The following is a 14,307-nucleotide window of genomic DNA, read 5'->3' as shown; positions in this document are numbered from 1 at the left end:
CGACGGGCTGCTCCCAGCGGCCGGTTCAGCGCTGGTGGAGACCGAGGTTCTGGTAGATCTCCAGGGTCGAGGTGGAGTGGTTGAGGGTGATGAAGTGCAGGCCGGGAGCGCCCTCGGCGAGCAGCCGCTCGGACATCGCGGTGGCGTGCTCGATACCGATGGCGCGCACCGACTCCTTGTCGTCGGCGACGACCCGGAAGCGGCGCTCCAGCTCCACCGGGAACGCCGACCCGGAGAGCTGCGGGAAACGCTCCAGCTGGCGGATGTTGGTGACCGGCATGATCTCCGGGATGATCGGCACCTCGCAGCCGGCCGCGGCGACCCGGTCGCGCAGCCGCAGGTAGTCCTCCACCTCGAAGAACATCTGGGTGATCGCGTAGTCGGCACCCGCGCGGATCTTGTTGACGAAGTGCCGGATGTCGTCGTCCCAGTTGTCCGAACGCGGGTGCATCTGCGGGAACGCGGCCACGCCGACGCAGAACTCGCCGATGCCCTTGATCAGCTCGACCAGCTCGTACGCGTAGGAGACGCCTTCCGGGTGACGGACCCACTCGCCCTGCGGGTCACCGGGCGGGTCGCCCCGGACGGCGAGGACGTTGCGGACGCCCTGGTCCGCGTAGTGGCCGATGATGTTGCGCAGCTCGGCCAGCGAGTGGTCCACGGCGGTGAGGTGGGCGACCGGGGTCAGGGTGGTCTCGGTGGCGATCCGGCCGACCATGTCCACGGTGCGGCCCCGGGAGGAGCCGCCGGCGCCGTACGTCATACAGACGAAGTTGGGGCTGAGCGCTTCCAGCCGGCGGATCGCGTCCCACAGGCGGCGCTCGGCGTCCTCGCTGCGCGGGGGCATGAACTCGAAGGAGAACGAACGGTCCCCCGCTGCCAGCAGGTCGTGAACCGTCTGTGCGCGGTCAGTCCTGGTGGACGAGATGCCAAGTGCCATGCTGGCAGGTTAGCGGGCACGATCGAGGGCCTGACAACACTTGTCCACCAACTGAGACGTCGGTTGGACGGCCTGCGGACGTCCTTGATGGGGCCCTTGGACCCCCCTCCCGTTAGTCTGATTGTCACCCCAGTGATCCGGAGTTCTTCGTGCCCTCGTCCAGCAGCCAGTCGGTCGACCCCATAGCCATGGAGGATGTCCGCGAGCGCGTCAACACGGCCCTCGCGGAGTTCATGGACGGGCAGTCCGCACTGCTCTCCGGGATCTCAACCCAGCTGCTGCCCGTCACCGAGGCGCTGCGCGAGTTCCTGCTGGACGGCGGCAAGCGGCTGCGCCCGGCCTTCTGCTACTGGGGCTGGCGCGGCGCGGGCGGAGCCGCCGAGGACCCGTCCATCGCCCGGGCGGCCGCCGCACTGGAGCTGCTCCAGGCCAGCGCCCTGGTGCACGACGACCTGATGGACCGCAGCGACACCCGGCGCGGCCTGCCCTCGGTGCACCGCCGCTTCGAGGCGCTGCACCGCGGCAGCGGCTGGCGCGGTGACCGCGAGCAGTACGGCGCCTCGGCGGCGGTCCTGCTCGGCGACCTGCTGCTGATCTGGTGCGACGAGCTCTTCCTGCGCTCCGGGCTGCCCGCCGGGCCGGTCCTGGCGGCCAAGCCGGTCTTCGACCTGATGCGGACCGAGGTGATGGTCGGTCAGTACCTGGACGTGCTGGAGCCGGTCGCCGGGGACTCCACCGACGAGGGCGCGCTGTCGCGCACCCGGACCGTCCTGCACTACAAGTCGGCCAAGTACACCATCGAGCGCCCCCTCCAGATCGGCGCCCTGCTGGCCGGGGCCGGCCCCGAACTGCTCACCGCCTACTCGGAGTTCGGGCTGCCGCTCGGCGAGGCGTTCCAGCTCCGCGACGACCTGCTCGGCGTCTTCGGCGACCCTGCGGTCACCGGCAAGCCCGCCGGGGACGACCTGCGCGAGGGCAAGCGGACCCTGCTGATCGCGCACGCGATGCGCGGGCTGGGCGCCGCCGACGCCCGCCTGCTGGACGAGCGGCTCGGGGCTCCGGACCTGACCGCCGAGGAGGTACCCGCGCTGCGCCGCCTGGTCGAGCGCAGCGGCGCGGCCGACCTGGTGGAGGAGCGGATCACGGAGCTGATGCGGCAGTCCCTCGACGCCCTCGACAGCGCTCCGCTGGCCGACGGCCCGGCCAGGGCAGCGCTGCTCGCCCTCGCCGAGGCGGCCACCGTCCGCAAGTACTGATCCCGGCGGGGCCGGCGGGGGCGCGGGGAACTGCGCGGCAGGAGGGACGACCGCCGTGCGGCCGGGCCCAGGGGCCCCGGCCGCACCCTCCCGCCTCAGACCGCGCGGACTCGGCGGGCCAGCTCGACGGCCGCCGCGCCGGGGTCCTCGGCCGCGGTGATCGCGCGGACCACCACGACCCGGCGGGCGCCGGCCGCGAGTACCTCGTCCAGGTTGGACAGGTCGATACCGCCGATCGCGAACCACGGGCGGTCCGTCCCCGCCTTGGCCGCGTACGAGACCAGGCCGAGCCCGGGGGCCGGGCGGCCCGGCTTGGTGGGGGTGGGCCAGACCGGCCCGGTGCAGAAGTAGTCCACACCCGGCTCGGCGATCGCCGCGTCCACCTCGGACTCGGCATGGCAGGACCGCCCGATGATCACCTCGTCGCCGAGGATCGCCCGCGCCGCCGGCACCGGCAGGTCGTCCTGCCCCAGGTGCAGCACGTGCGGACGGGCGGCGTGGGCGACGTCGGCGCGGTCGTTGACCGCGAGGAGCTTGCCGTGCCGCCGGGCGGCGTCGGCGAAGACCTCCAGGTACTCCAGCTCCTGCCTGGCCTCCAGCCCCTTGTCGCGCAGCTGGACGATGTCCACGCCGCCGGCCAGCACGGCGTCCAGGAACTCCGGCAGGTCACCCTGCTCCCGCCGGGCGTCGGTGCACAGGTAGAGCCTGGCCTCGGCGAGCCGGGTACGGGGGTCCGCCATCAGAGCGCCATGGCCTGCGCGCGGCGCTTGACCTCGGTGCCCCGGTTCTCCCGGAGCGCCTGGATCGGGCTGCCGGGCAGCGACGGGTCCTCGGTGAACATCCACTCGAGGATCTCCTCGTCGTTGAACCCGCAGTCACGCAGCACCGTCAGCGTGCCGACCAGGTGCTTGACCGGGCCGTCGGCGTCGATGAACGCGGCCGGGACCTGCAGCGACTTGTTCTCGCCGCGCCGGACAGCCAGCAGGCTGCCCGCCTTCACCTGGTTGCGGACCTCGGTGACCAGGACACCCCACTGCTCGGAGATGTCGGGCAGGTACATCCAGTCGGGGACCAGGGCTTCAATCTTGGGATCGATCTCACTCACGGCACCAGACTCTCACCTTCCGGCGCCCCCGCGCACCTAACCCCCGCGCGGCGCCGCCGCCCGTCACCCTCAGCCGAGGTCCTCAGGCCACCGCCGCCTTCAGCTGGACCGACGGGTCCGCCGCCTTCACCGGATCGAGCACGGTGCCCGCCGCGATCAGCCGCCGCGCCTGGTTGACGTCGCGCGGCCGGTCCACCCCGAGCACCCCGGCCAGCCGGCCCTCGCGCAGCCAGAGCACCGCCCAGTCCGGGTCCTGCGCCGAGCCGCGCCACACCAGGAGGTCCCCCTCGGTGTGCCGCCCGGCGTACTGGACCATCCGCCCGAACTGCTCCGACCAGAAGTACGGCACCGGGTCGTAGGCCTCGCCCGCCGCCTGCCCGAGGGCCGTACCGAGCACCGAGGCGGCCACCGCGCGCCCGGACTGCAGCGCGTGGTCCCAGTGCTGGACGGACAGCCGGGTACCGGAGCGGGCCGAGGGGTACGAGACGCAGTCGCCGGCCGCCCAGACGTGTTCGGCGCTGGTCCGCAGCCACCCGTCCACCAGGATCGCGCCGGCCGCGTCCAGCTCGATTCCGCTGCCCGCGAGCCAGCCGGTGGCCGGGCGGGCACCGATGCCGACCACGACATGGTCGGCGGGCAGCCGGGTGCCGTCGGTGAGGACGACCGCGTCCGCCTCGATGGCCGAAACGCCGGTGCCGCAGCGCAGTTCGGCCCCGGCGGCCGCGTACCAGTCGGCCATCAGCGCGCCGAGTCCGGCGGGCAGGGCGCCCGCCAGCGGGGCCGGGCCGGCCTCGACCACGGTCACCTCACAGCCCGACTGCCGTGCCACGGTGGCGGTCTCGGCACCGATCCAGCCCGCCCCGACCAGGACCAGCCTCGCCCCCGGCACCAGATCGGCTCGCAGTGCCAGCGCGTCGTCCACGGTGCGCAGCACCCGGGCGCCGTCCGATCCCGGCAGGGCGATCGGCGCGGCGCCGGTGGCGATCACCAGACCGCGGTACGGGAGTTCACCGCCGTCGGTGTGCAGGATGCCCGGAGCCACCGCGGTGGCCCGGCGGCCGGTCAGCAGCTCGATGCCGAGGTCCTGCCAGTCGATGTCCAGTTCGGTGGAGTCGCGCTTGCCCAGCAGGACGTCCTTCGACAGCGGCGGCCGGTCGTACGGCGGGTGCCGCTCCTCGCCGACCAGGGCTATCGGCCCGCGCCAGCCCCCCTGCCGCAGCGCGAGGGCCGTCTGGGCCCCCGCCATTCCGGCGCCCACGACGACGACCTGATCCGTGATGTTCAGCTCAGCCACGCGATCACCCTACCGAGCCGGGGCGCGGCATCCGGGTGGTTGTCCGCAATCCGCATACGTCTTCGGTTCGCGCCGTACGCGCCTCCGGCGGGGCCGTACGCACCCTGGCCGCCCGCACGCGCCTTCGGCCCGGGCCGGGCCCGGCGTTATGGTGGTTGGACCATCACGGGAGCCCGGTGCACCGGGCTGAGAGGCGGGCTGAGGCGGCCCGCGACCGTCCGAACCTGATCCGGGTCATGCCGGCGAAGGGAGAAGAGCAGCTTTGACACGCATTGTGAGCGGGTCGGGCACCGACGTCCTGGTGATCGGCGGCGGCATCATCGGTCTGGGCGTGTCCTGGCGGGCCGCCCAGCGCGGGCTCGCGGTCACCGTGGTCGATCCGGCCCACGGCGGCGGTGCGGCCCAGGTCGCGGCCGGGATGCTGGCGCCGGTCACCGAGCTCCAGTACGGCGAGGAGCCGCTGCTGCGGCTCGGTATGGCCTCGAACGAGCGGTACGCGGCCTTCACCGCCGAACTTTCCGAGCTCACCGGCCTGGACACCGGCTACCGGCAGACCGGCACCCTCGCGGTCGCGCTGGACTCCGACGACCGCGAGGAACTCCGCGAACTGCACGCCTTCCAGCAGCGGCTCGGCCTGGAGTCGCACTGGCTGACCGGCCGCGAGTGCCGCCGGCTGGAGCCGATGCTGGCCCCGGGGGTGCGCGGCGGCCTCCAGGTGACGGGCGATCACCAGGTGGACGGCCGGCGGCTCGCCAAGGCCCTGGTGCGCGCCTGCGAACTCGCCGGAGCGCGCCTGCACCGCGCCGAGGCGACCGAGCTGCTGGTCGAGGGCGACCGGGCGGCGGGCGTGCGCCTGTCCACCGGCGAACTGCTGCGCGCGGAGCGCACCGTGCTCGCCGCGGGCTGCCGCAGCCACCTGCTGCCGGGTCTGCCCGAAGGCGTGCTGCCCGCGATCCGGCCGGTGAAGGGCCAGGTGCTGCGGCTGCGCATTCCGCGGACCTACGCGCCGTTCCTCTCCCGCAACGTCCGCGCGGTGGTGCGCGGCCGGCACGTCTACCTGGTACCGCGTGCCGACGGCGAGCTGGTGATCGGCGCGACCACCGAGGAGCAGGGCTACGACACCACCGTCACCGCCGGCGGGGTGTACGAACTGCTGCGGGACGCACACGAGCTGGTACCGGGGCTGACCGAACTCCCGCTGGTGGAGACCGGTGCGGGACTGCGGCCCGGCTCGCCCGACAACGCCCCGCTGCTCGGCCCGACCGCCATGGCCGGGCTGGTCGCGGCCACCGGCCACTACCGCAACGGCGTCCTGCTCACCCCGGTGACCGGCGACCTGCTCGGCGAGTACCTGGCCACCGGCACCGTCCCCCCGCTCGCCGTCCCCTTCTCCCCCAGCCGCTTCGGCACGAAGGTCCCCGCATGAACGAGATCTCACTCACCGTCAACGGCGAACCGCGCCGCATCCCGCCCGCGACCACGCTCGCCGAGGTGGTGGCCGCGCTGAGCAAGGCGCCGACCGGAGTGGCCGCCGCACTGAACGAGACCGTCGTCCCGCGCGGCGCCTGGGCCGACACCGTGCTCGGCTCCGGCGACCGCGTCGAGATCCTCACCGCCGTGCAGGGAGGCTGACCGCACCATGGCCGACACTCGCCCGGACGACGAAAAAGACCGTCTCACCATCGCCGGCACCACCTTCGACTCCCGTCTGATCATGGGAACCGGCGGTGCGCCGAGCCTGGAGATCCTGGAACAGGCGCTGCGTGCCTCGGGCACCGAGCTGACCACCGTCGCGATGCGCCGGGTCGACCCGAACACCCACGGTTCGGTACTGGACGTCCTGACCCGCAACGGCATCCGCATCCTCCCCAACACCGCCGGCTGCTTCACCGCCGGGGAGGCCGTACTGACCGCCCGGCTGGCCCGCGAGGCCCTCGGCACCGACTGGGTCAAGCTCGAAGTCATCGCCGACGAACGCACCTTGCTGCCCGACCCGGTGGAACTGCTGGACGCCGCCGAGACCTTGGTGGACGACGGTTTCACCGTGCTCCCGTACACCAACGACGACCCGGTGCTGGCACGGAAGTTGGAGGACGTCGGCTGCGCGGCGATCATGCCGCTGGGTTCGCCGATCGGCTCCGGTCTCGGCATCCGCAATCCGCACAACTTCCAGCTGATCGTGGAGAGCGCCGAGGTCCCGGTGATCCTGGACGCGGGCGCGGGCACCGCCTCCGACGTGGCGCTGGCGATGGAACTCGGCTGCGCCGCCGTCATGCTGGCCTCGGCGGTGACCCGGGCCCAGGAGCCGGTGCTGATGGCCGAGGCGATGCGGCACGCGGCCGAGGCCGGCCGCCTCGCCTACCGCGCGGGCCGCATCCCGCGCCGCTTCCACGCCGAGGCCTCCTCCGCCATGGCCGGCCGCGCCGACCTCGACCACCGCGAACGGCCCGCCTTCTGACCGGGCCCGGCGCCCCACGGGGCGGGGGTGTGCCCCCGGGCGCACCCCGCCCCGACACGCTTCCGTGCCCCGCCGAAAATGCCCGAGCCCCTACACTCCTCTGGTGGACACAACGCTGTACGACCCCCTGATCGGTACCCTCCTCGACGGCCGGTACCGGGTCGATCAGCGCATCGCCGCCGGCGGCATGGCCACGGTCTACCAGGGCACCGACACCCGGCTCGACCGGGTGGTCGCGCTCAAGGTGATGCACCCGTCCCTGGTGGACGACCCCGACTTCACCGCCCGGTTCATCCGCGAGGCCAAGGCCGTCGCCCGCCTCACCCACACCAACGTGGTCAACGTCTTCGACCAGGGTGCGGACGGCCGCACGGTCTTCCTGGCCATGGAGTACGTTCCCGGCTGCACCCTGCGCGACCTGCTGCGCGAGCGCGGCGCGCTGAGCGCCCGGGCCGCCCTGGACATCCTGGAGCCGGTGCTGGCCGCCCTCGGCGCCGCCCACCGGGCGGGGCTGGTGCACCGGGACGTCAAGCCGGAGAACGTCCTGATCACCGACGGCGGCCTGGTGAAGGTGGCCGACTTCGGCCTGGTCCGGGTGCTGTCCGGCGAGGACGGCGCGGCCACCGACACCACCTCGGCCACCAGCGTGCTCGGTACGGTCTCCTACCTCGCCCCCGAGCAGATCCAGCCCGGCAGGCCCACCGACCAGCGGGTCGACGTCTACGCGGCCGGCATCCTGCTGTACGAGATGCTCACCGGCGGCAAGCCGCACACCGGCGACAACCCGATGCAGGTGATCTACCGCCATCTGCACGAGGACGTCCCGCCGCCCTCACTGGTGGCGCCCGCCGTCACGCCCGCCCTGGACGCCCTGGTGACGGCCGCCACCGCCCGGGATCCGCAAGGCCGTCCGTACGACGCCGTCGAGCTGCTGGCCGTCCTCCAGCGGGCCCGCCGCTCGCTCACGCCCGAGCAGCTGGACGCCGAGCCCCCCGCCTCCTCCCTGACCAGCCCGCGGTATCCCACCGGCGAGGTCACCGCCGTGGTCGACCGGCAGGTGGAGCGCACCAGCGTGATGGACGTCGCCGCGCTCGACTTCGCCCGCCCGCGTCCCTACGACGAACCCCAGGACGTACGGCCCGCCCGGCGGCGGCGCCGCTCGCGCAAGCCGCTGATCTGGACCTCGGTGGCGGCCGTCCTGCTGGTGCTGGTCGGCGGGGCGACGTACTTCCTGTCCAGCGCGGTCTACGCGACGGTGCCGAGCGTGCTGGGGCAGACCCAGGAGCAGGCGGTGCGGACGCTGGACGGGGCGGGGCTGCACGGGGTGTTCAGCCAGCAGTTCAGCGAGAACGTGCCGGCCGGGCAGGCGATGGCCTCCGACCCGGGCGTCGGGCAGCGGGTGCGCAAGAGCGATCCGGTGAAGGTGACGCTCTCCAAGGGGCCGCAGCGGATCACCGTGCCCGACCTGGCCGGCCGGCCGCTGGACCAGGCCCGCAAGGCGCTCACCGGCGCGGGACTCGTCCCGGGGACGACCACCGAGACCTACAGCGACACCGTCCCGCAGGGCTCGGTGATCAGCGCCACCCCGGCCACGGGACAGCAGGTCGCTCTGAACACCCCGGTGGCGATGGTGGTCTCCAAGGGCATGACCCCGGTACCGAACGTGGTCGGCATGACCAAGGACGCGGCCGCCAAGGCCCTGGCCGACGCCGGTTTCCAGACCCAGAGCAGCGGCCTCGACTTCTTCGGCACCGGCCGGGTGGTCAGCCAGACCCCGGCCGCCGGTACGCCCTCCCCGCAGGACACCGTCGTGACCCTCAGGCTCCCGGCCTTCTGACCCTCTCAGGAGCGGGGAACACAGGAGCCGGCTCCGCGCCCCGGCCGGCTCACCGCAGCGGCCCGTCGCCGGGTTCCTCCTGGTAGGAGTAGCGCTGCTCGGCCCACGGGTCGGCCAGGTTGTGGTAGCCGCGCTCCTCCCAGAAGCCCCGGCGGTCGGCCCGCATGTACTCCACCGCGCGCACCCACTTCGGCCCCTTCCAGGCGTACAGGTGCGGAACGACGAGGCGGACCGGGAAACCGTGCTCCACGGTGAGCGGTTCGCCGTTGTGGTGGGTGGCGAAGACCGTACGCGGATCGGCGAAGTCCGCGAGCCGCAGGTTGGAGCTGTACCCGTACTCCGCCCAGACCATCACATGCGTGGTGTCCGGGGTCGGCGGTACCAGGTCGAGGATGGTGTGGGCCGCCACGCCGCTCCACTCGCTGTCGAGCATCGAGAACCTGGTCACGCAGTGGAAGTCACCGCGCACGGTGGTCCTGGGCAGCGCGCGGAAACCCTCGAAGTCCCAGCTGTGCTTCTCGGCCGAGGCGGTGGCACCGAAGACCTGGAAGTCCCAGGTCAGCGGCTTGAATCGGGGAACGGGCCCGTAGTGCAGCACCGGCCAGCCGCGCTGCAGCCGCTGGCCGGGAGGGAGCCTCGGGTCAGACGGCTGGAGCTGTTCTCGTTCGTGCTGACCCATGGATCCATGGTGACAGACCGGGGCCCGGACACCGCGCGCGGCCCTGGCCGACTACCTGCCGAGCACCTCACCGGCAAATCGGATATTCCGCCGCAAGCTCCACTAAGTGTGAACTTACTGGAATTTTCGCCCAAGAGAGTGTCACGATGCGGTCACAGCCGTGGGTTTCGCGCGTCGCACGAGCAGGAAGGCACCGCCATGAAAGGCGATTCCGAGGTCATCGAGTTCCTGAACGAGCAGCTCACCGCCGAGCTGACCGCCATCAACCAGTACTTCCTGCACGCCAAGATGCAGGAGAACTTCGGCTGGACGAAGCTCGCGAAGTACACCCGGCACGAGTCCTTCGACGAGATGAAGCACGCCGAGGTGCTCACCGACCGGATCCTCTTCCTCGAAGGACTGCCCAACTACCAGCGGCTGTTCCACGTCCGGATCGGGCAGACGGTGAGGGAGATGTTCGAGGCCGACCGCCAGATCGAGGCCGAGGCCATCGACCGGCTGAAGCGCGGCATCGTGGTGATGCGGGCCAAGAACGACGTCACCTCGGCCAACATCTTCGAGGACATCCTGGCGGACGAGGAGCACCACATCGACTACCTCGACACCCAGCTCGAACTGGTGGAGAAGCTCGGAGAGGCCCTCTACATCGCGCAGGTGATCGAGCAGCCGGACTCCTGAGCCCCGGGTGCTCAGGCCGCGCGCAGCGGCTCGACCAGCCCGGTGTCCGGCTCGGCCAGGCCCAGCCTGGCGGCCAGCCGGGCGGTCGGACACGGGCGCGCCCCGTGCTCGCCCAGCATCGCCTGGATCCGCCGCACACAGGAGCCGCAGTCGGTGCCGGCCTTGCAGCCCTTGGCTATCTGGCGCGGCGTGCCGGCGCCGCCGTCGATCTGCCGCTTGACCTCGTCCTCGGTGACCGCATGGCACATGCAGACGTACATCGCGGTCTCTCCCGGGGGTCGCACTAAACGATCTTAGCCAAGGCTTGCCTTAGCTCGCTAAGCCTTACCTTACCTAAAGCCCGCGGGTACGACGAAGCCCCTCCGCTGTCGGATTCACCGAAAACGGAGGGGCCTTCGTCACAGCTACTCGCCCGCTCGCCTCAGGGCGGCGCTCCGGCGTCAGTTGCCGCGGTACATCTCCGCGACCAGGAACGCCAGGTCCAGCGACTGGCTGCGGTTGAGCCGCGGGTCGCAGGCCGTCTCGTAGCGCTGGTACAGGTCGTCGACCTGTACCTCGTCGCCACCGCCGACGCACTCGGTGACGTCGTCACCGGTCAGCTCGACGTGGATGCCGCCCGGGTGGGTGCCGAGCGCGCGGTGCACCTCGAAGAAGCCCTTGACCTCGTCGAGCACGTCGTCGAAGCTGCGGGTCTTGTGGCCGGTGGCGGCCTCGAAGGTGTTGCCGTGCATCGGGTCGCAGATCCAGACCACCTTGGCACCGGTCGCGGTGACCTTCTCCACCAGGTTCGGCAGGTGATCGCGGATCTTGCCCGCGCCCATCCGGGTGATGAAGGTGAGCCGGCCGGGCTCGCGGTCCGGGTCGAGCCGGTCGATCAGGGTGAGCGCCTCGTCGGCCGTGGTGGTCGGGCCGAGCTTCACCCCGACGGGGTTGCGGATCTTGGACGCGAACTCGATGTGCGCGTGGTCCAGCTGACGGGTGCGCTCACCGATCCAGACCATGTGGCCGGACACGTCGTACAGGTCGCCGGTCCGCGAGTCCGTGCGGGTCAGCGCGGTCTCGTAGTCCAGCACCAGCGCCTCGTGCGAGGAGAAGAACTCGACCGTCTTGAACTCCTCCGGAGCCACCCCGCACGCCTTCATGAAGGCCAGCGCGTTGTCGATCTCCTTGGCCAGGCGCTCGTAGCGCTGGCCGGCGGGCGAGTTGCGGACGAAGTCCTGGTTCCAGGCGTGCACCTGGCGCAGGTCGGCGTAACCACCGGTGGTGAAGGCGCGGACCAGGTTGAGCGTCGAGGAGGACGCGTTGTACATCCGCTTCAGGCGCTCCGGGTCCGGGATCCGGGACTCGGGGGTGAACTCGAAGCCGTTCACCGAGTCGCCCCGGTACACCGGGAGGGTCACGCCGTCCCGGGTCTCGGTGGACTTGGAACGCGGCTTGGAGTACTGGCCGGCGATCCGCCCGACCTTGACCACGGGGACGGAGGCGGCATAGGTGAGCACCGCCGCCATCTGCAGCAGGGTCTTCAGCTTGTTACGGATGTGGTCGGCGGAGACGGCGTCGAACGCCTCGGCGCAGTCACCACCCTGCAGCAGGAACGCCTCACCGCGCGCGACGGCACCGAGCCGGGCGCGCAGCTGGTCACACTCGCCTGCGAAGACGAGCGGCGGATACGAGGCGAGCTCCGCAAGCACCTTGCGCAGAGCCTCTTGGTCCGGCCATTCAGGCTGCTGCGCCGCGGGAAGGGACTGCCAGCTGTACTGGCCGGCCCCGTTTGTCTCAGTTGTCACGGTCACGGGGTCAAGGCTACGGGGTGAGGCAAGCGGTTTGTGACCATCGCCCGATGGGTGAGACGAGATCTGGTCATTCCCGGTGATCGCTCTCGCCCCCGGACCCGATGGGCTACCCTCATGCCCATGACCGCGCCGCACACCCTCTGCTGGTGGTGGGCCGACCCTCCGGGTGGCCCACAGCTCGCGCGTTCCTAGACGACACGACGGCCGCCCCTCGGGGCGGCCGTCGGCGTTCTCGCACGCAGGCCCTCCGGGAAGAGCGGACCAGCCACCGCCCTGCCGACCACCGGAAGAGAGCCGTACCGTGCACCTCACCGACCTGCTCGCCCGCCTCACCGCACCCGGCGCCCCGGCCTTCGCCCTGCTGCACCGCCGCACACCCCGGCTCGCCCCCGACACCGTCGAGATCCTGCTCGGTGAAATCGGCGAGTACCCGACTCTCGCGGAGCTGCCCGTACCCGCCGGGGTGCCCGACGGCGGTCCGCGCCACGACCTGCTGGCGCTCGTCCCGTACCGGCAGATCCGCGAGCGCGGTTTCGAGGCGCACGAGGACGGCACCCCGCTGCAGGCGATCCGTATCCAGGAGCAGTACGCCTTCCCGCTCGCCGAGCTGCGCCCGGCGCTGCCCCGGCTGCCCGTCTCGCTCTCCGGCGGCGGCTTCGACGTCGACGACGCCGAGTACGCGGAGATCGTCCGCCGGGTGATCAGGGACGAGATCGGGCGCGGCGAGGGCGCCAACTTCGTGATCCGGCGCGAGTTCCGGGCCCGGCTGGACGACTTCACCCCGGCCCTCGCGCTCTCGCTCTTCCGGCGGCTGCTGGAGCAGGAGCGCGGCGCGTACTGGACCTATCTGGTGCACACCGGGGAGCGAGTGCTCGTGGGAGCGTCGCCCGAGGTCCACGTCAGGCAGAGCGGCGGCACGGTGGTGATGAACCCGATCTCCGGCACCTACCGCCATCCGGCCGGCGGCCCCGACATCGACTCGCTGCTCGCCTTCCTGCACGACCCCAAGGAGCTGGAGGAGCTCACCATGGTGGTCGACGAGGAGCTCAAGATGATGTGCACCGTCGGCGACCTCGGCGGCCAGGTGCTCGGCCCCCGGCTGAAGGAGATGTCCCACCTCGCCCACACCGAGTACGAGCTGCGCGGGCGCACCTCGCTGGACGTCCGGGAGGTGCTGCGGGAGACCATGTTCGCGGCCACCGTCACCGGCAGCCCGGTGCAGAACGCCACCCGGGTGATCCGCCGCTACGAGACCACCGGACGGGGCTACTACTCGGGCGCGCTGGCGCTGATCGGCCGCTCCGCGGGCGGCGCCCAGCAGCTGGACTCGCCGATCTGCATCCGTACCGCCGACATCGACCCGGCCACCGGACGGCTGCGGGTCGGCGTCGGGGCCACCCTGGTCCGCCACTCCGTGCCCGAGTCCGAGGTCGCCGAGACCCACGCCAAGGCCGCCGGGGTACTCGCCGCGATCGGCGCCCGCCCGGCGCCCGCCCGCGGCACCGCCGGCTCCCAGGGCCCCCGGCTGGCCGACGACCACCGGGTCCAGCGCGCGCTGGACGCCCGCCGCCTCGGCCTCGCCCCGTTCTGGCTGCGGATGCAGGAGCCGGCCTCCGTCACCGAACCGCTGGAGACCCTGGTGGTGGACGGCGAGGACACCTTCACCTCGATGCTCGCCCATCTGCTCACCTCGCTCGGCCACCGGGTCACCGTGCGCCGCTTCGACACCCCCGGGCTGCGGTCGCTGGCCGCCGCCCACACCGGCCCGCTGGTGCTCGGCCCCGGCCCCGGCGACCCGGCCGACCCCGCCGACCCCAAGATGGCGCTGCTGCGGCCGATCACCGCCGACGCGCTGGCCGCCGCCCGGGCGGGCACCAGGACCGCTCCGCTGCTCGCGGTCTGCCTCAGCCACCAGCTGCTCTCCGCCGAGCTCGGGCTGCCGCTGGCCCGCAAGGCCGTGCCGTACCAGGGCGCCCAGGAGACCATCGACCTCTTCGGTACCCGGCGGACGGTCGGCTTCTACAACACCTTCACCGCCCGCTGCACCGAGGCCGACGCCGGCCGGCTGGCCGCCCAGGGCGTCGAGGCCGCCCGCGACCCCCTCACCGGGGACGTCCACGCCCTGCGCGGCCCCGGCTTCGCCGCCCTCCAGTTCCACCCCGAGTCGGTCCTCACCCGCGAGGGGGTCACCATCGTCGCCGACCTCCTGCGCGCGGCGAGCGCCGTCCGCAGCTGACTCACCTGCCACCGTCGAAGGGGCACGGGCA

Annotated in this window: 14 protein-coding genes and 1 riboswitch; of the genes, 7 read left to right on the top strand and 7 right to left on the bottom strand. The window is 72.3% G+C overall.

Going from position 1 to position 14,307, the window contains the following annotated elements:
• Positions 1-25: 25 nt before the first annotated feature.
• The gene (gene metF / locus ACSMTC_RS27730) at positions 26-940 is read right to left on the bottom strand and encodes a methylenetetrahydrofolate reductase [NAD(P)H] (RefSeq protein WP_436562431.1); all 915 of its coding nucleotides are present in this window, start codon (positions 938-940) and stop codon (positions 26-28) included.
• Between the two features lie 149 nt (positions 941-1,089).
• Here metF and ACSMTC_RS27725 point away from each other — a divergent pair, with 149 nt between their 5' ends.
• Positions 1,090-2,196, top strand: a complete 1,107-nt coding sequence (locus ACSMTC_RS27725) for a polyprenyl synthetase family protein (protein ID WP_436562430.1) — start codon at positions 1,090-1,092, stop codon at positions 2,194-2,196.
• A 95-nt stretch (positions 2,197-2,291) separates the two neighbouring features.
• Here the strand turns inward: ACSMTC_RS27725 and thiE are convergent, their stop codons facing one another.
• The 3 genes from thiE to ACSMTC_RS27710 all read right to left on the bottom strand — a co-directional run bounded on the left by thiE (position 2,292) and on the right by ACSMTC_RS27710 (position 4,547).
• Positions 2,292-2,936 (bottom strand): thiamine phosphate synthase, encoded by a 645-nt coding sequence (gene thiE / locus ACSMTC_RS27720; protein WP_436562429.1) that lies wholly within the window; start codon positions 2,934-2,936, stop codon positions 2,292-2,294.
• Positions 2,936-3,301: an Rv2175c family DNA-binding protein gene (locus tag ACSMTC_RS27715; protein WP_436562428.1), complete on the bottom strand. Its 366-nt coding sequence runs from the start codon at positions 3,299-3,301 to the stop codon at positions 2,936-2,938. Before ACSMTC_RS27715 ends, thiE begins: the two co-directional genes overlap by 1 nt.
• 82 nt (positions 3,302-3,383) lie before the next feature.
• Positions 3,384-4,547, bottom strand: coding sequence for an NAD(P)/FAD-dependent oxidoreductase (locus tag ACSMTC_RS27710; protein ID WP_436564830.1), 1,164 nt, complete (start codon positions 4,545-4,547; stop codon positions 3,384-3,386).
• Positions 4,548-4,750: 203 nt separating this feature from the next.
• Positions 4,751-4,863: riboswitch (TPP riboswitch) on the top strand.
• Here ACSMTC_RS27710 and thiO point away from each other — a divergent pair.
• The 4 genes from thiO (at position 4,858) to pknB (ending at position 8,890) form a co-directional block, all read left to right on the top strand.
• A complete protein-coding gene (thiO, locus tag ACSMTC_RS27705; protein ID WP_436562427.1) occupies positions 4,858-6,021 on the top strand; it encodes a glycine oxidase ThiO in 1,164 nt (387 codons plus the stop codon). (Overlaps the previous riboswitch by 6 nt.)
• A complete protein-coding gene (gene thiS, locus ACSMTC_RS27700; RefSeq protein WP_436562426.1) occupies positions 6,018-6,227 on the top strand; it encodes a sulfur carrier protein ThiS in 210 nt (69 codons plus the stop codon). The genes thiO and thiS overlap by 4 nt, the downstream gene beginning before the upstream one ends.
• Before the next feature lie 7 nt (positions 6,228-6,234).
• Entirely contained in the window at positions 6,235-7,053 is an 819-nt protein-coding gene (locus ACSMTC_RS27695) for a thiazole synthase (protein WP_436562425.1), read from the top strand.
• A 103-nt stretch (positions 7,054-7,156) separates the two neighbouring features.
• Positions 7,157-8,890 carry a Stk1 family PASTA domain-containing Ser/Thr kinase gene (pknB, locus tag ACSMTC_RS27690; protein ID WP_436562424.1) on the top strand — a complete coding sequence of 578 codons (1,734 nt, stop codon included), beginning with the start codon at positions 7,157-7,159 and terminating at the stop codon, positions 8,888-8,890.
• Positions 8,891-8,939: 49 nt separating this feature from the next.
• Here the strand turns inward: pknB and ACSMTC_RS27685 are convergent, their stop codons facing one another.
• Complete coding sequence (locus tag ACSMTC_RS27685; protein ID WP_436562423.1) at positions 8,940-9,569, bottom strand: sulfite oxidase-like oxidoreductase; 630 nt, start codon at positions 9,567-9,569, stop codon at positions 8,940-8,942.
• A gap of 198 nt (positions 9,570-9,767) precedes the next feature.
• Between ACSMTC_RS27685 and bfr the strand changes: the two genes are divergently transcribed.
• Entirely contained in the window at positions 9,768-10,247 is a 480-nt protein-coding gene (gene bfr, locus ACSMTC_RS27680; RefSeq protein WP_436562422.1) for a bacterioferritin, read from the top strand.
• 11 nt (positions 10,248-10,258) lie between these two features.
• On the opposite strand, the gene ACSMTC_RS27675 is transcribed toward bfr, so the two are convergent.
• Both ACSMTC_RS27675 and ACSMTC_RS27670 read right to left on the bottom strand, forming a co-directional pair.
• Positions 10,259-10,507, bottom strand: a complete 249-nt coding sequence (locus ACSMTC_RS27675) for a (2Fe-2S)-binding protein (protein ID WP_436564829.1) — start codon at positions 10,505-10,507, stop codon at positions 10,259-10,261.
• A gap of 180 nt (positions 10,508-10,687) precedes the next feature.
• Positions 10,688-12,040: a class II 3-deoxy-7-phosphoheptulonate synthase gene (locus ACSMTC_RS27670; protein ID WP_436562421.1), complete on the bottom strand. Its 1,353-nt coding sequence runs from the start codon at positions 12,038-12,040 to the stop codon at positions 10,688-10,690.
• Between the two features lie 301 nt (positions 12,041-12,341).
• Between ACSMTC_RS27670 and ACSMTC_RS27665 the strand changes: the two genes are divergently transcribed.
• The gene (locus ACSMTC_RS27665) at positions 12,342-14,276 is read left to right on the top strand and encodes an anthranilate synthase family protein (protein ID WP_436562420.1); all 1,935 of its coding nucleotides are present in this window, start codon (positions 12,342-12,344) and stop codon (positions 14,274-14,276) included.
• Positions 14,277-14,307: the final 31 nt, after the last annotated feature.

Origin of the sequence: Kitasatospora sp. HPM-01-4, assembly GCF_051374625.1 — a bacterium.
Classification (GTDB): domain Bacteria; phylum Actinomycetota; class Actinomycetes; order Streptomycetales; family Streptomycetaceae; genus Kitasatospora.
Note: the sequence above shows the minus strand (reverse complement) of the source record. Positions and strands in the feature narration are given on the sequence as shown.